The organism is Neobacillus drentensis, assembly GCF_036966985.1.
GTDB lineage: Bacteria > Bacillota > Bacilli > Bacillales > Cytobacillaceae > Neobacillus > Neobacillus drentensis_E.
The window spans coordinates 1-18880 of record NZ_JBALSN010000194.1 but is presented as its reverse complement, the minus strand read 5'-3'; the positions used below and the strand labels follow the sequence as shown (position 1 = coordinate 18880).

The 18880-nt window shown below is 37.5% G+C and carries 9 protein-coding genes and 1 pseudogene; 8 read left to right on the top strand and 2 right to left on the bottom strand.

Features of this window, described 5'->3' with window-relative positions; all coding sequences use genetic code 11:
- On the top strand, positions 1–2263 hold a 2263-nt coding region (locus tag V7659_RS13290; RefSeq protein ID WP_335540391.1), incomplete at its 5' end, for an N-acetylglucosaminidase.
- Positions 2264–2305: 42 nt separating this feature from the next.
- Here V7659_RS13290 and V7659_RS13285 read toward each other — a convergent pair.
- Positions 2306–3643: a glycosyltransferase family 2 protein gene (locus V7659_RS13285; RefSeq protein ID WP_335540390.1), complete on the bottom strand. Its 1338-nt coding sequence runs from the start codon at positions 3641–3643 to the stop codon at positions 2306–2308.
- A 225-nt stretch (positions 3644–3868) separates the two neighbouring features.
- On the opposite strand from V7659_RS13285, the gene V7659_RS13280 reads away from it, so the two are divergent.
- The 7 genes and pseudogenes from V7659_RS13280 to V7659_RS13250 all read left to right on the top strand — a co-directional run bounded on the left by V7659_RS13280 (position 3869) and on the right by V7659_RS13250 (position 17298).
- Positions 3869–7219: a CDP-glycerol glycerophosphotransferase family protein gene (locus V7659_RS13280; RefSeq protein ID WP_335540389.1), complete on the top strand. Its 3351-nt coding sequence runs from the start codon at positions 3869–3871 to the stop codon at positions 7217–7219.
- Between the two features lie 178 nt (positions 7220–7397).
- Positions 7398–10520: a CDP-glycerol glycerophosphotransferase family protein gene (locus V7659_RS13275; RefSeq protein ID WP_335540388.1), complete on the top strand. Its 3123-nt coding sequence runs from the start codon at positions 7398–7400 to the stop codon at positions 10518–10520.
- Between the two features lie 75 nt (positions 10521–10595).
- Positions 10596–11480, top strand: coding sequence for a UTP--glucose-1-phosphate uridylyltransferase GalU (gene galU / locus V7659_RS13270; RefSeq protein ID WP_026567716.1), 885 nt, complete (start codon positions 10596–10598; stop codon positions 11478–11480).
- Positions 11481–11565: 85 nt separating this feature from the next.
- Positions 11566–12738 (top strand): annotated as a pseudogene (locus V7659_RS13265) (CDP-glycerol glycerophosphotransferase family protein); the annotation flags it as partial.
- Between the two features lie 322 nt (positions 12739–13060).
- The gene (locus V7659_RS13260) at positions 13061–15388 is read left to right on the top strand and encodes an SH3 domain-containing protein (protein WP_335540387.1); all 2328 of its coding nucleotides are present in this window, start codon (positions 13061–13063) and stop codon (positions 15386–15388) included.
- A gap of 163 nt (positions 15389–15551) precedes the next feature.
- Positions 15552–15821, top strand: coding sequence for an excalibur calcium-binding domain-containing protein (locus V7659_RS13255; protein WP_335540386.1), 270 nt, complete (start codon positions 15552–15554; stop codon positions 15819–15821).
- Between the two features lie 649 nt (positions 15822–16470).
- The gene (locus tag V7659_RS13250; protein WP_335540385.1) at positions 16471–17298 is read left to right on the top strand and encodes a hypothetical protein; all 828 of its coding nucleotides are present in this window, start codon (positions 16471–16473) and stop codon (positions 17296–17298) included.
- 616 nt (positions 17299–17914) lie between these two features.
- Here the strand turns inward: V7659_RS13250 and V7659_RS13245 are convergent.
- On the bottom strand, positions 17915–18880 hold a 966-nt coding region (locus tag V7659_RS13245), incomplete at its 5' end, for a Gfo/Idh/MocA family protein (RefSeq protein ID WP_335540384.1).

Genomic DNA, 18880 nt, shown 5'->3' with positions numbered 1-18880 from the left:
AAAGGAAGCAGTAACTGAGGATACAACCACTACAGTTGAGAAGAACAATGTGACTCTGGATGCAAATACTACCGTTGAGGTCGAACTCACAGGGATTACGATCCAGCCAGAAACCAATGTGTTTTTAGAAGCCTCTACTAACTCAACTATCCTTCATACGTATACTGAAGGTACTTCAGTAAAGTTGTATGATTTTTCAACAGAATGGTATGTTACCACTGTCAATGTCGATGGCACCAATAAATCAGGTTACATTCAAAAAAGTGCGATTGATTTAGTAACTTCAACCCCTGTTAAATATGAAGGGATTTCCTTGAAGGATCCGACCAATTTATACATCGCACCAACAAAAACATCTGAAGCGGTAAAATCCTACCCTCAGGGTTCATTTTTACTCTATTATTCTTATACATCACAATGGTATAGAACGAGTGTTAATGTTAATGGTAAATATCAAACCGTGTATATTCATAAGGATGATATTGAACAATCTGACAGCAATCCTGTAAAACAAGAAGGGATTGCAATCAAGGCGGAAACTAATTTATACTCTTCGCCAATGAGAAGCTCAAAAGTAGTAAAGATTTATAGCGAAGGCTCTCTACTAAAATATTATACCTATACATCTGGTTGGTATAAATCAAGCTTAAATATCAATGGTGTGACGCAAGCAGTCTACATTAACAAGGATGATGTGGAGCAAGTCATCACTAATCCTGTTAAACAAGTAGGGTTTGCCTCAAAGAACCCGACTAATTTGTATGCCACACCGTCAAGGAACTCTCAAGTATTACGAACGTTTGCACAAGATTCCTTCCTATCTTTTTATACCTATACAAGTGATTGGTACAAATCGGTAGTGTCTGTGAATGGCATACTCCGTACGATTTACATTCATAAAGAGGATATTGAAAAACCAACAACCAATCCTACAAAACATTCAGGGATTGCTTTAACAAATCCAACTAACATGTATTCAGCTCCATCAAAAGGTTCAAAGGTGTTAAAAACCTTCCGTTCAGGAGCATCGTTATTGTATTACACTTATTCATCAAAATGGTATAAGTCGAGCGTGACTTATAATGGAGTTCCAACTGTAGTGTATCTAGCTAAGGATCAAGTTGACCAGCTTGTTGATAAATCTGAAAAACAGGAAGGATTTTCCTTACTAAATCCTACCAAGCTGTATGCTTCTCCAACAAGGGATGCCCTAGTATTAAAGAGCTATAAACCAGGTACCATTTTAAAGTACTATTCGTATTCAACCAATTGGAAAAAGTCGTATGTGACTGTGAATGGGAAAGTTAAGACTGTTTATATTAATAAAAATGATCTCGAACAGGTTAACTTCTCGAATACTACTTTACAAGGTATTACACTAAAATCACCTACCCATGTCTACTCATTACCTTCGAGAGATTCAAAGGTACTTAAAGACTATAAGAAGAGTATGATATTAAAATTTTATAACTATAGTCAAAACTGGTATAAGTCCTATGCCACGGTGAATGGACAAGTTACTATTTGTTACATTAAAAAGGTAGATATTGGTGAACAAAGAAAAACGGTTTATGATTTGACTTTAGATCAAGCAGTTAATATGCAAATGAAGGCTTCGCCTGTAACTGATTCAGATTCAACATGGAATGGAGCTACGTCCTTACAGATTGAATATTATTTGGACCCGTTGAATTTTGGTGCAAGTTCTGATACGTATTTGCAATTCTTAATCCTTTCCAATCCAGCAGGGACCAATGCAACTGAGTTGAATAACCGCATTCTTTATGGTAAAGGGGTTTTAGCTGGTAAGGGAAGTTCGTATATCAAAGCGGCACAAACCTACCGCATTAATGAAATATACCTCATCAGTCATTCGCTTTTAGAAACTGGTAATGGAACAAGCAAGCTTGCCACGGGGATTAAAGTGAATGGCGTAACGGTTTATAATGTCTATGGCGTCGGTGCCTATGACAGCAACCCAGATTATTATGGTGCCAAGTTCGCCTATGACCATGGGTGGACGACCGTTGAGAAAGCGATCATAGGCGGTGCACAATTTGCTGCTGAAAAGTATATTCATGCAGGACAAGACACCCTCTACAAAATGCGCTGGAATCCAGAAGCGATGGACACTTATGGTTCTGCATCCCATCAATATGCAACAGATATTGGCTGGGCTGTAAAACAAACAACGAGAATGGCACAGATGTTAAGTACGTTAACACAATTCACGTTGCTCTACGATGTTCCTGTCTATCAATAATGAAAAAAGGGTGGACCCATTTTGGATTCACCCTTTTTACTATTAATCCAACTCTACTTCTTTCAAATTTACTTCGTTTAACATGTATTTTCTGCCGGATTCGGTTTCTAGGCCGAATTGGAATTTACTCCGATAGAAGGGTAGAATCGTTTCAAAACCGGCATGCTCGTAGTTTCGTACTACGGTTCCCCAGATGATACGCAGCTTTCCAGGAAGTTCGGCTTTTGGCAAATACCTAATCTTGTCTTTCGCCTGGATAAACAGCCGATCATTTTCCTTCATAAAATAGACTTTATTCATGAAGTGACCTTTTATTGTCCACTTTAATGCACGGTGATGACATTTAGTTATTACAACCTTTTGTTTTTCAATCTTCTTGGGACTTATATTTTCTTTGTACGGCCAGCCGTTTTCACTTAGGTTTAACAAATAGGTTTTATAATAAAAGGGCATGTCCTGTTCTTTGATGTATTTCTTATCAAACAATTGAATCAACTGAACAAATTCCTCAAAAAACTCATCTTGCTCTTGCTTCGTTAATACTTCATAGATAATAGGGTTGTTTTTAGGAAAAAGGTACAACCGTATATGATACGTAATTAAAAACTGCACATATGGGAGGATCTCGTTATAGTGACTCCTTGATTCGTTAATCAGTGTTAAATAGCAGCGTCTAATCATTTCCGTGTACCGTGATTTTTGATACCAAGCGTTACTAACGAGTGAATCCTCATCGACACGCCGGCGGTAATGATATTTTGCTTCTGAGACTACCCCGTATTGCTTGTGTTCAAGTAAGAAGGTATTGATAAAGAGGGCATCCTCCCAGAATTTGATGTCGGTCTGAAATCTAAAATCAGGATTATCAAGGAAATGTTTCGCTTTAAAAAAGCATCCGCCAATATGAAAATGGATTCCCGTGTACTCCTCGAGAATATGGATCACCCGGTCTCCTTGCTCAAAACGATAGTTCAATCGGTGAGGGGTATCGATTCGTTCAAAATGGTAGAGTGGAATCACTGCTAGTTGAACATTTTCATGCTGAGAAAAAAAAGTGCCCACTTTTTCAAGTGAATCCTCGGACAGAAGATCATCGGCATCTAGGAAGCCAACGTAATCTGACTGAGCTGAAACATGATTGAGACCGGTATTCCTGGCGCTGCCAGGGCCGGCATTTTCGCGGTAGACATATTTAATATTGTTAGGATACTTGCTGACGTAGTTTTGACATATATCCTTTGATTGATCGGTACTGCCGTCATCAACCAAAATAATTTCGACATTTTGTTTAAAATCCACTGTTTGATTAATAAGGCTTTCAATCGCCTCATGTAAATATTTTTCTGCATTATAGACAGGAATGATCATCGAAAAAAGCATGTTGTAACTGCCCCTTAACTGTATTTGTGATTGGTCTTGTATCCATTATAGTAAAGTGGCTGGGTTAGTACAATGTTCCAGTCAAACAGAATTCGACAATCAGGCTAACAAATACCAGCTATAACGGTACCGTCTTGATATAGTTTGGCATCTAAAAATATGCTATAATTTTTGGGAAATATATGAATTTTTCCATCAACGTTTCGTTGGATAGGGGGTTGTTCCATGAATTTGAAAGTGTTGAAAAGAAGGATCAAATTTATCATCAATCCGATTTATCATTATTTTGCCAAGTCAAACTATCGCATCAATTATCAATATACACAGTATTATGAAAAATGCACTGTAAACAACAAAACCATTTTATATGAAAGCCGCGATGGAAAAAGTTTAACAGATAGCCCCTATGCTATTTTTAAATACTTACTGCATAATCCTGAATATAAGGATTATCATCATATTTGGTCGATTAGCAACTTTGAAGATTTAGAAACTATCATTTCCGCATATCAACGTTTAGATAATGTAACATTTGTCAAACGAAACTCCAAAGTATACCTCAGAGCGCTCGCATCTAGTAAATACTTAATCAACAATTCTACCTTTCAATCTTTTTTTATCCGCAAACAAGAGCAAATTTATATCAATACATGGCATGGAACTCCGCTGAAAAGTATGGGGTTTGATATCCCAGGAAACCCATCCGTTTCCCAAAATGTTGTGCGCAATTTTCTTAGTGCCGACTATTTAATTAGCCCGAATGAACATACAACCAACATGTTCCTTGACAGTTATAAGCTAAAAGGGATTTATAATGGCGAAATTATTGAAGAAGGCTATCCCAGGATGGACCTTACCTTCCATACGGAAGCAAATCCATATTTCGATTACTTAGCCAAAATTGGGTTGAAAATTGATCGGACCAAAAAAACTATTCTGTATGCACCTACCTGGAAAGGGACCAATGTCTCAAAAGCAATAAATGATATGTATCAAATTATTTCGGATATGTCCTATTTAAAACAACAGGTCAGCAAAGAATACAACATATTAATCAAAGTCCATCCATTTTTATTTGCAGAGGCTAGAAAATTTACAGAGATTAAAGATGTCTTAATCCCTGACTTTGTCGACACGAATGAATTATTAAGTGTGATTGATCTCTTAATCACCGATTATTCTAGTATCTTCTTTGATTTTCTTGTGACGGATAAACCCATCCTTTTCTATGTCTGGGATTACGATGATTATAATGAAACAAGGGGACGGTACTTATCAGATGACGAGCTGCCAGGTCCGACATTGTTTACGATTAATGAAGTGGCAGATGCTGTACAGAATATTGAAAAAGTAAGCGATGATTATAAAGAAGTATATCTTAATGCAAAACATAGATTTTCCCATCATGATGATGGGCATGTAACAGAGCGAATCGCTGAATACATTTTTAAGGGAAAAAGGGCTCCGTTAAATGTAATCAAAAATTGCGACACCGGCAAAAGGAAAATCCTTATTTATCCAGGCGGGATGATGAACAATGGCATTACCTCTTCTTTCATTAATCTGATGGATAACATTGATTTTACGAAGTATGATGTGAGTATTTTTATGAAAACACCTACGTCAAGAGAGACCCTTCATAATATGGCAAAGGTAAATAAACAAGCAAGATTCCTTTTTCGAAATGGACTGGCTGTCTTTAATATTCATGAAGTTTATCGTGATAAATTCGTGCATAATCGCGGGGCGCATAGCAATCTCACAAAAAGACTTTATCCTGAAGACGGCTATCTTCGCGAAGTAATACGACTTTTTGGAAAGTCCCATTTTGATTATGCTATCGATTTTAGCGGGTACAGCTTATATTGGGCAAAATATCTCCTCGCTACTGATGCCAAGAAAAAAGTCTGTTATATGCATAATGATCTGCTGTCAGATAGTGAACGAACCATTAATGGCAGGAAACCACACCGGATTAACTTACGAGGCCTTTTTTCCGTCTATCCTCGCTTTGATAAACTGGTTAGCGTATCGGTTGGGACCATGGAGCTGAATAAAAAGAATTTGTCGGCCTATGCAGATGAGTCGAAATTTGATTACGTGATGAACTCCATTAATACCGAAAAAATCTTAACATTAAGCAATGAAGGTGCAGCGGATCAATCTGATGAGCTCTCAATAGACCGTTCACAAACAGGAGGACTGATTAGCAACATCCCTTTTAAAGCCCGAGCCATTATTAATCAACCACAAGATTATTTTATCTGGAATCGGCCAGTAGGTTTGGAAGGGGCAAAGAAAACAGCGCGGGCTAATAGTTTGTTAAATAAAGAGGTTACTATTTTACAGGAAGCTCAAACCAACACAAATGTATCTTTTAAGATTAGTTTGGAAGAACGGATCATCGGCTGGATTGATCAAGCTTGTGTTGAAGTGCTCTCAGACAGCATCCTATACGAAAAAAAGGTCAAAAGATCTGCCGTTATACAGAATGTGTCTGGCAATGATATCTGGAATCAACCCTATAAAACAGAAGGTATTCAAAAAATATCATCAAGTAAGGACTATAAAGGGATTTTAGTGGACGTTGATTGTGAAGCCAGAACGCAGCATGGGATCTATAGCCGGTTTTCAATCAATGGTATCCTCATTGGCTGGATTGATTCTTCGGCCTTAGTACTTAGGTATGATAAAGAATCTAAGCATAACTTAAAATATTCAGCCTTTAAAAGGGTGAATAATCAAAAGTATAAAAGTTTTATCCAGACACTGGACAATCGCACGCTGGAGGAACATAACTTATACGAACTAGCTGTTATTGATCACCCCAATGATTATGTCGTTTGGACGAAACCATACCCCAACCTTGGCTGCCAAAAAATGATGGATGCCAGTGAATTACAAGATTCTAAGGTGATTGTGACGAAAAGTAATAAAACTCGAGCCGGGACCTTTTATTTTTTTTATCACAATGGGAAACAACTAGGCTGGCTGGATGAACGTGCTTTCTCCATTATTGCAGGTGCAGAGATTGCAAGTGAAAAATCAGTCATTCCCGAGCCGGTGAAGGAAAACTATAATTTCATAAATATGGGTCGACTATCACCTGAAAAAGGACAAGATCATTTAATTAAAGCCTTTGCTAGGTTTCATCAAGGTTTTCCGAATTCTAAACTTTACATTTTAGGGGAAGGACTGCTCCGGAAGGATTTAGAAAATCTAATTGGTAAACTTAAAATGGAAGATTCGGTGTTCCTAGTTGGCCAGGTTGAAAATCCGTTTAAAATCATGAAAAAATGCGATTGCTTTGTGCTTTCCTCGCACTATGAAGGTCAGCCGATGGTGTTATTGGAAGCGATGACTCTAGGCATGAAGATTTTAGCCACCGATATCGTTGCGAATCAAACGGTATTGGAAAATGGAAGATATGGCTTATTAGTAGATAATAGCGTTGAGGGGCTAGAAAAGGGACTCAATCAATTGGCGAAAAATGAACTTGAACATACACCTGACGATTTTAGGCCCGAAGAATATAATCAAAAAGCAATGGATACGTTTTATAAGGTATTAGAGTAAGAATGATAGGCAGTTCTTAAAAAGCAAATGGATGACAAGGAAACTTGTTCATCGATTTGCTTTTTTGTTGTTTAGAAAAAGTAGATTGTCAGCTCCGTACATATAAAGCATCAAAAATGGTAAGAATAACTAATAAAAATTATAAGAAAGTGAACTGGTAAGGGAGCTGTAGATTTTCATGAATAAAAAGGTTTTAAAAAGAAGAATTAAGTTTATTATTGGACCCCTCTATAATTATTTTAGAAAGGCCAATCATCGCAGAAATTTCCAGTATAGAAGGTATTATGAAAAATCAAACGTGATGGACCATACTATTTTTTATGAGAGCAGGGACGGAAAAAGTGTAACCGATAGTCCATATGCCATTTTTAAATACCTCTTACATCACCCCGAATTTCAGCATTTCAAACATATTTGGTCTATCAATCAGGCGAAAGAGTTAGAAAGCGTGATTGCCAATTACAAAGACTTGAAAAATGTGATATTTGTCAAACGTAATTCAAAGGAATATTTAAAGTGGTTAGCCACAAGCAAGTACCTAATTAATAATTCTACCTTTCAGCCTTTTTTTATTCCCAAAAAAGAGCAAGTCTATATTAATACTTGGCATGGGACCCCGCTAAAAAGGATGGGATTTGATATCCCTGGTAATCCAGCCCATTCGCAGAATGTGGTTAGGAATTTTCTTAGTGCGGATTATCTCTTAAGTCCGAATGACCATACAACCAAAATGTTTCTTGATAGTTATAAACTTAACGGACTATATAATGGAGAAATTATTCAAGAAGGGTATCCGAGAATTGATCTAACCTATCAAACCGATTCTGAAAGGTTCCATTCCTTCCTAACTCAATTAGGGCTAGAAATCGATAAAAATAAACAGACGATTCTGTATGCACCCACATGGAAAGGGACTAATGTATCAAAGGCGAAAAATGATATGTTTCAAATCATTAGTGAAATGACATATTTGAGAAAAAAGGCAGGAAACGAGTATAACCTTTTGATCAAAGTTCATCCCTTTTTGTATAATCAGGCGAAGAAATTTACTGAAATTAAAGATATCTTAGTTCCGGATTTTGTAGATACTAACGAGCTGTTAAGTACTGTGGATCTTTTAATCACCGATTATTCGAGTATCTTTTTTGATTACCTTGTAACAGGTAAACCAATATTATTCTACATTTGGGATTATGATGATTACCGGGAAGAAAGAGGTATGTATTTATCTGAGGATGAACTACCAGGGCCTACGCTCTTTACAATCGAAGAAGTAGCTGCCGCCGTTCAAGATATCAAGAAAATAAGTGATAGCTATCGCCTCGTCTATCAGGCAGCAAAAAATAAATTCACATCACATGATGATGGAAAGGTTACTGCTAGAATCGTCCAATACGTCTTTAACCAGGAAAAAGATCAAGTCAATGTCATTAATCAATTGGACCGGGAAAAAAAGAAAATCCTTATTTATCCGGGCGGGTTGTTAAACAATGGCATTACATCATCCTTTATCAATCTGGTCGATAACATCGATTATAGTAAGTATGATGTTAGTATCTTCATGAAATCACCAAAATCGAAAGAAGCCTTAAATAATATCGCAAAGGTGAATAAGAATGCTAGGTTCTTATTTCGAAACGGATTAGAAGTACGTAGTCTTTTCGAAGTGTATCGGGATAAATTTGTTCATAATCGAGGGGCACATAGTAAAGTGACCAAAAAACTTTACCCGGAGAATGCCTACAAACGGGAATACAACAGACTATCCGGGCGGGCACAATTTGATTATGCGATCGATTTTAGTGGTTATAGTCTGTATTGGGCCAAATATTTGCTTGCTTCCGATGCAAAGAAAAAAATCTGTTATATGCATAATGACATTCGTACAGATAGTGAAAAGGTCATAAATGGGCGTCGCCCCCATCGAATTAATTTACGAGGGCTCTTTTCCGTTTATGATCGTTTTGACAAACTTGTAAGTGTGTCTCCGGCAACAATGGAGCTAAACAGAAGTAATTTAGCGGAATTTGCTGAGGAAATAAAATTTGATTTCGTCATGAACTCGATTAATCCAGAGAAAATATTAAGGTTAGGGAATGAAGAATTGACTGAGAGTATAACGGAATCGTTAATCAATAAGGCGATTGCTGAAGACCAAATTATTAGTAATACGGTCTTCAAGGCACGGGCAATAATCTCGCATCCGAAAAACAAGATGATCTGGAACAGACCACCTGTTGTAATAGGTGCAGCTGAAATTGCACCGGCCATGAAATATCTAACCCAAGAGGTCGCTATTTTACGCGAGGTACAAACAGAGGCTGCTAATTACTACAAATTTAGTATCGATGACCGGATCGTAGGCTGGCTTGACCAAGGCTGTTTTGAATTGCTTACAGACAGCATCTTATTACATACACCCGTGCAGAAATTAGCGATTATTTCTCATGGGAATGGGCATGACATTTGGAGTTTGCCGTATAATCTAGATGGAACAGAGAAAGTCGCTTCTGGTAAGGATTATAAAGGTCGATTGGTTGATGTTGATGAGGAAGCAAGAACGCAGCAAGGGATCTATAGCAGGCTTTCTATCAAAGGAACAATGATAGGCTGGATTGATTCGTCCGCATTGACGATTGTTCGAGAATATGATGGAAGGAAACAACTTCATTCAAAGATCCATCCTTCGTTGTATAAAATGCTTCATTCGAAAAAATACAAAATAGTTATTCCAACTAAAATAGAAGAAAAACTTGAAACAATCGAAGAAACGGTAATTCCCCAGCCGGTTACAGAAAATTATAATTTCATTACGATGGGCCGATTATCACCTGAAAAAGGGCAGGATAACTTAATTAAGGCCTTTAATCAATTTCAGCAGAACTTCCCAAATTCAAAATTGTATATTCTAGGTGAAGGACCGTTAAGGAAAGACTTAGAGAATTTGATTGCGGAATTGGAACTGGAGGATTCTGTTTATTTGATGGGCCAATTAGAGAATCCCTTTATATTAATGAAGAAATGTGATTGTTTTGTTCTATCCTCCCATTATGAAGGCCAGCCGATGGTGTTATTAGAGGCGATGACCCATGGGATGAAAATCATTGCGACAGATATTGTTGCGAATCGAAATGTATTGGAAAATGGCAGGTATGGTTTATTAGTTGAAAATAGCATTGAAGGGCTTGAAAAAGGTCTTACACAACTGGCGAGAAATGAGTTGGACATTAGACTTGATGAATTTATTCCAGAAGAATACAATAAAAAGGCAATGGCATCATTTTATCAAGTATTAGAGTGATGCTGGAACGTTCTAAATATAAATGTTTAGTAATGCTGCAAATGACATTAGAATACGAAATAAGGAGACATACAAATGAGTAAAGTCAAAAAGGCGATAATTCCGGCAGCGGGATTGGGCACAAGGTTTTTACCTGCTACGAAAGCAATGCCAAAGGAAATGCTCCCAATCGTTGATAAACCAACGATTCAATATATTGTGGAAGAAGCAATCGAATCAGGAATTGAAGATATTATCATCGTAACAGGTAAAGGGAAAAGAGCAATCGAAGATCACTTTGACAGCGCATTTGAACTGGAAGAAAATTTAGCTCGTAAAGAGAAGTTCGAGCTCCTCGAAGAAGTTCGTAAGCCTGGGAATGTTGATATTCATTACATAAGACAAAAAGAACCTAGAGGGTTAGGGCATGCGATTTGGTGTGCGAGAAAGTTCATTGGAAATGAGCCATTTGCGGTGTTATTAGGGGATGATATTGTCCAAGCAAAGGTGCCTTCGTTAAAGCAGTTAATGAACATGTATGATAAAGTAGGTTCTTCTGTTATTGGGGTGCAGCCCGTTCCAATGGAAGAAACAAACCGCTACGGGATTATTGATCCGAGCCGGCAAGATGGACGCATGTATGAGGTGAGAAACTTTGTTGAAAAGCCGCCCGTTGAGTTAGCGCCATCGAATCTTGCCATTTTGGGAAGATATATTTTAACACCTGAGATTTTTGATCTCCTTGAAAATCAAGAAACAGGATCAGGCGGCGAAATTCAACTGACAGATGCGATTCAGCGCTTGAATGGTTTTCAAGATGTATTTGCCTATGACTTTGAAGGAATCCGCTATGACGTGGGTGAGAAATTTGGTTTTATTAAGACAACGATTGAAATGGCTTTAAGCAGAGAGGAACTAAGGGAGCAATTGCTTGAGTACTTAGTGAAGCTGGTTAATCAAGAAGTGAAAATGAATAAATAGGTTTTTGAGTAAACACGAGGCTGCTTTTTTTTGATGCAGCCCTTTCAGTGTTTCTTCTACAACGGTTAGGAGCGCGGTTTTATTGGTATCATCCGTGAAAAAGTTAATAATAGCAGGATACAAATGGTTATTTCAATTGGTTTCACTTTTCCCGCCAAAGAAAAAATTAATTATGTTCGAAAGCTTTCTTGGCAAGCAATATAGTTGTAATCCTCGGGCGATTTATGAACTCCTGCAAAGAAAGCATCCTGAATATGAACTTATTTGGAGCGTCGATCCCCGGTTTGAAAAAGGCTTTATTGAGAAAGGAATTCCGTATGCACGACGCTTTTCGGTAAAATGGCTGTTTTTGATGGCGAGGGCAAGGTTTTGGGTGACAAATAGTAGGATGCCCCTGTGGATTCCGAAGCCGAAGCAGACCATTTACTTGCAAACATGGCATGGGACCCCCTTGAAAAAGCTGGCCCATGATATGAAAGAAGTGCTCATGGCTGGTACGACGACGGAGCAGTATAAGCAAGAATTTTATCTTGAATCACGGAACTGGGATTATTTAATTTCTCCTAATCGCTATTCAACAGAAATCTTTAAACGTGCATTTAAATTCGATAAAGAAATGATTGAATCAGGTTATCCGAGAAATGATATCTTTTATAAACAAGGTCATGAAGAAATCGCAAAGGCATTCAAAAAGAATCATCAGCTGCCTGAAGTTAAAAAGGTAATCCTTTATGCGCCAACGTGGCGCGACAATCAATTTCATCAAGAAGGTAAATATAAGCTTGATTTGCAGTTGGATTTGGAAAAACTTAAGCAAGAACTTGGGGATGAATATATTATCATTCTCCGGATGCATTATCTAGTCGCTGAAAACTTTGAGTTGGAGGCGTATAAGGGATTTGCTTGGGATTTTTCCAAGCATGAGGACATCCAAGAACTATACTTGATCAGTGATTTACTGATTACGGATTATTCGTCTGTATTTTTTGATTATGCGAATCTGAAACGGCCAATGATATTCTTTACCTATGATCTTGAAGAATATAAGGATGATATTAGAGGTTTTTACTTTAATTTTGAAGAAAAAGCACCAGGACCGCTCGTCGAAACAACAGAAGAAGTGATTGCTGCTATAAAAGACCTAGTGAACACAACGGTTTCAAATGAACGGATGAATGAATTTTATCAACAGTTTTGTTACCTAGAAGATGGGCATGCGGCCGAAAGAGTGGTCAATGAAGTCATTTTAAAGAATTGAAAATAAACGAATCGAAAACACCCAAGGTTGGAATATGGGTGTTTTTGTCATTTTACCCCACATTGGTCAGCGATTGATGACAAATTCCCCGAAAAATCTCCATATCTCATATGAGTAAATATACCCATTTTTTCTGATTGCAACAAGTATTTATTGGAAACTATTTAAAACCAAGAGGTTATCAGCGATAATAGGAATTGATAACGTTATATTTTCCCAGATTTAATGGGAGAATGGAACATTCGGCAAAATTTGAGTTATTTTTATATTTGTAGAAAAATGCATAAATGGAGCATTTGAAATCCGACAGGGAGGTGTGTCAATGAGAAATATCGGGAAAGTTCTTCTCTTATCTACTAGTTTATTAGTAGGAGAAGTTGTCACCCCAGGTATTCCATCAAAAGTGCAGCTGGCATATGCTGCCAGCACCATAAAATTGGCTAATATCAGCTACCAAACGACTGACAATGTTAATTTGCGAACGGGACCTTCGACAAAATATAAAGCAATCTTTCTAGTCCCTAAATCAAAAACGGTCACAGCCACTGAACAAAAAGGCACTTGGGTAAAGGTTTCCTACCAATACACCCTGAAAGGGAAAAGAGTCGTCAATACAGGTTGGGTTAGCGCCTCTTATATCAAGAAAATTTCTACATCACCAAAAACGGTTAAATTTGCAAAAACAACGTACCAAACCACCGATAACGTCAACATCCGCTCAGGAGCCAGCACAAAATATAAAACATTACTTACAATTCCAAAGGGCAAGACAATCATAAGCGCGGAGAAAGTAACAGATTGGTATAAGGTGACCTATACCTATTCTTCCAAAGGGAAAAATGCAACAATCACGGGCTGGTTAAAAGGTACTTTTTTAAAGGAATACTATAAATATAGTGCAATTAGCGGCGGCTATTATTTTACAAAAAAGACACTGAAGCTATACTCTACTCCAGATACAAAGAAGAGCGCGGTATACAGCCTCGCAAGCGGCAATGGACTTTATTCTGCCTATCAAGCAGTAAATAGCGTCGGACAGGTCTGGTATCGGGTGTCTTACAATGGAAAAACACTTTATGTTTATAGCGGAGAGGTAAGCAAAGCAACATTGACTTCCTTTGCGGCAGCAGAGTATCAAGCCAAACTAGATACCTATCTGTATGCATCCTATGGAAAAGCCTATACAAAACTAGTGAAAATTCCAAAACAAACAATCATTTCTTCTAAGCAAAAAATCGGAGATTGGTATAAGGTCTCCTATAACGGGAAATCCGGCTATGTCTATGGCGGCGATATTACGAAATATTCTAAGCCTGCTGAAACGCCCGACACGGGAGGAACAGACAACGGAGAGGTCAAAAATCCTCCAACCGACACCATTACCGAGCAAGCCGTAACGAAGACGACCTATGCGGTTACGGATCAATTAAATTTAAGACAAGCTGCGGCGACAACAGCTGATGTTTTAACCGTGATTCCTAGAGGATCAATCATTATACCAACCAGCAAAACATCTAATGGCTGGTATAAAGTCAGCTATACTGGGAAAAGCGGCTATGTATTTGGAACGTACCTGCAACAGGTAATAACGGGTGATCCAATGGGTACGAGAGATACCTACCAATTTATTGATTTAAGGACTCAATCCCTTGTAACCGCCAGTCAGATTAATAACTACATTGCTGGCTATGTAAAAAGTACGGGGAAGTCGAGTATTTTGACGAATAAAGGACAGGTATTTATTGATGCCGGGAAGAAATATGGGGTCAATCCTCTATACTTGGCGGCCCATGCCATTCACGAAAGTGCCTATGGGACCTCTAGCATTTCGATTGCCAAGAACAACTTATTTGGCTTTGGTGCCTATGATGCAGCGCCATTTGTAGCTGCCTATCGTTTTGCAAGTGTGGAGTTATGTATTGACTATATTGCCCGTGAAATGAAATCGACCTATTTAAATCCGGTCAATTGGAAGTACCAAGGGGCATATCTGGGTTTCAGTACCAAAACCTTAACGAATGAAAGAATTGATGCTAGTAGTGAGGGCATGAACTTTTTTTACGCCAGCGATCCGAATTGGGGAAAAGTGATTGGCCAGCATATGGAAAAGATTCTTTCCTATGATAAATCCTATTATGCAAAGGCCGATACCAATATCGATGTCCCAACGAGGCCGTCCATTCCTGTCGGTGGAGATATATTTCCGCCCGATATCAAGACGGTTGTTACACTTCCTGCAGATAAACAAATTGTTCTTAATAGTAAAAAGGGCGTACACGATTCAGTAAAAACGCTGAAAAAAGGAAACTCCTTTTACGTTCTGGAAAAAACCAATGACTTTTGGCTGCGGGTGAAAGTGGACAATAAAGAATATTGGACCAATGATGTGGACTTTAGCAACTTTAAAAACTACATATCTGTTCAAAATCTAGGAAGAGTGACAGTTTCGGAGTTAAATATCCGGACGGGTCCATCAACATCCAATTCCTCGCTAGGAAAGCTGCCGTTAAATGATTATGTTTCCATTGTCATGAAAGCAGATGGCACAGTAACGATGGATGGGGCGAAAGCATGGTATCAGGTGAAAACGGGCAATGGAACCAAAGGCTGGGTTAGTGCGGCTTATATTTATACGAAGGATTTAAAATAGATATTTTGTATTTTTATAAAATAAAAAAGCATTCCCGATTAAAGGAAATGCTCTCTATGACGTTAACGGTCAAATAGACTAAAGTTACTAATATTCATATTGATAATTACCTAGTAATATCCTATTATGGAAAGTAGATTTCAATATTAGGAGTGGAATAAAGTTGAAAAAGTTAGTTACTATTTTACTATCTTTGGGGTTAGTTTTTGGTTTATCTTTCAGTTTGACTGATACTGCAGAGGCGAAAGTAAAGATTAAAACTTACAAAAACTGTACTGCTTTGAATAAGGACTTCAAAGGTGGAGTGGCACGTTCATCCAAGGTTAAAAACAAAGGTGGAAAAACTAAGTACAAGCCTTATGTTTCAAAAGCACTGTATGACAAAAATAAAAAAAGTGACCGCGATAAAGATTTAATTGCATGTGAGCGTTAATAGGTGAGACTCTAGGAGGACTGATGATCAGTCCTCTTTTAGTTACTTGTAAACTAGATTCACATCCTATTTTCACATGATAGGTAGCTTGTATTCGACCAATTTCGATTTATGCTATACTATTCAAACGTTTGGTTAAAACAGGCGCATCTATTTATTATAGGCTTTTACCATATAATTATCGAAAAAAAATTGTCGATAATTCCGCAGGAAATAACTCACCATTCTCCAAAATCAGATGGGATTCTCTCAATCTTCTATTATTCTATTAAAACCCCGTCTTTTCGAAACTACACAAACGTTTGGTTAAAAATTGACTCAGCACGCTCCCCACATAGTTTTCTCACTCTAAATTTCCAAAAGGATTGTCGAGGTTTGTCTTCAAAAACCACTCTCTAAAAGGGCAATTTTCATGTCCCCATGGTCTCCACCCCTGGTTTTTAAATTGATATGAAAAATAGCTTAAATTGCAAAAATCGGCTCAAATTTCAAATTTGACCCCGAAAATAATGCTTTTCACTATAAAAATGGCCCCAAATTTGAATTTTAGTCGTTCGATTTGTGCTGCTAAAACCGGTATCGTGAAGGTGCTGGAATTGTTGAATTAACAATTGGCAAGCACAAATAAGCGATGGAAGGGTGTCTGGAAATGGTGGGTTTAAAGTCAGGCAATATTGAGGGATTCGAGCAATTTTCACAATTTAGTTCGCTGAAGGAATTGAATACACATATCGAGAAGTGGTTAACCTTCCACAAGCATGATTTTTCAAAAGGGGAATTAGTTGGGTTTAAGCGGCTGGTTCGTTTTTCTGCAAAAATCCCCGGCGTATGCAATGCCAAAATTGGAACGGTCTTAAAAGCGATTCACGAAGAATACAACCTTAATGGAATCTCGCGCTCTACCTTTAAACGAATGATTCTAAAAGCAAAAGAATTGGGTATTCTAACTGTTTATGAAACAGAAAGAAAGAACGGTTCGCAATCTAGTAACTTATATATCATCAATCGATTTCCTGCAAATGAACTACCTAAAGAGGAAATCCTGGACCACCCTAAAGAAACTTATAATCTTTTAAAAACTGAAAAAGATCAAAAGATAAAAGAACGTAAAGAAGAAGCGCCCGAATTAAATCACACCTATGTGAGTGACCAAGTTCTACAACCTTTTGTCCAGCTAGTAAAATGCTTTTTTCCTGCAGCAAAGACCATCGAAGAGTATTGGAGGACAGTGAATTTGGCTGCAGCTAGCTACAGGTGGGAACTTGATCTACATCACATCCAAGATGTTGCCATCCAATCCTTTAAACAGCTTATTAGAAAGATGAAGTTCAACAGAAATGTAAGAAATCCATTCGCCTATTTTTATGGAATTGCAGAGAATAAGTTTTGCGTACTTTTTCATGAAGTACTTAGGGATAAGTATGATCTATGTGATGCGGAAATTAAGTTTAGTCTAGGTTTGAATAAGAAATATTAACTTTGATTAGAATTCGTATCAGCAGGCACCAACCCTGGATTTATCCCTTTAAATGCCTGAAAAGATTGTTAACTGTTGTCTCCATTCAACCATGCCTTTTTTAAAACATAGCTGCGATTGTCATTTCGATTATATATATTTGGTTTTTTACGCCCTTACGATATTTCTATTCTTATAACCCTACAGCTTCTAGCGTTTCTAGTTGTATGCTCTGTTATTATTAATTGTTGATTTTCATGTAGGTGTGAGGATTCATAGGCGGAGAATTTCCGGCTAATGTATATAGAGGAAGCCTAAAATGCAGATATAAGCGGAGATATTCCGATTAACTGCTCTAAATAAGACAAAATCCAAAGATTTGGATAATATAAACGGAAAAAATTCCTTTATTTTTAAAGAAATATGGGTATTTCCCAATTTAAACGGAATTTGTCCGTTTATTTTTCAAACACAGTGAAATCAACAATCAGTTATAACAGAGCCTAGTTTTTAAGTGAAATATCGACTCTTAATCTACAACGAACAAATATGCGTTAAGTAACAATAAGGCCCATTTCAGTTAATATCTAAAATGGGCCCTACAGTTTTCTGTTATGTGAACATCATAAAATCATATCTATTCATCGGATGAATCAATATAATTCACGATTTTCTCGCAAATTTCATGGGTAATCAGTGAATCATCAATAGATGGTTCAGGTGGGTGATTATTTTGAACGCAATCAATAAAATGATCTACTAATTGATAAAAGCCGCGCTTATACAGGGTTGGCTCCCAGTCACCGAATTTTGAAATATTTATTTCTTTATTATGATAGTGAGTTGTTTCTACGAGACTGTTTACGACGTATTTATCCTGTCCAGTCATGTATTCAATGATTTCTTCTGTGACCCCGCTATTTCTATTCATGATCCCAATAACGGTACATCCTTCTCCAATGAGCGTGATGACCAAATGCTCAAGCATTTCACCATTTTTAAGGTACTCTACCTTGACATCCTTGACCTCAGTATCCATCAAAAATCTGAGTGTATCGACTACGTGGATAAAATCTTCCACAACAAACCTTCGCACAAAGTCTGGAGCTGAGAACCTATTTTTTTGCATGATAATTAAGTTGGCTTTTCCCTTTTCTTTCAGCTCTTTGACTTTCGGTATAAATCTTCTATTAAAACCCACCATGGCAATCTTATCGTTCTCTTTTGCAAGCTTGACAATTGTTTGGGTTTCATGAATATTCATCGATATCGGTTTGTCTATGTATGTATGGATCCCATTTCTTAGTAAGGTTTCAGCTATTTCAAAATGGGCCTCTGTAGCAGTACTCACAATGGCTGCATCGATGCCCATCATGATTAGTTCTTCTACAGACTGAACCTTTTCTTGAATCCTATATTTTTTTGATAAGCTGTTTAAGGTGTCTTGATTTCTTGTACAAAGCACTAATTCAATACCTTCCTTTTCCGAAAGAACAGGCAGGTAGGCTTTCTTAGCAATATCACCCAATCCAATAATTCCAATTTTCATCTTCTTCACTCCATTATAGGCACTAATGAAAATTATACGGTTATAGACATTATT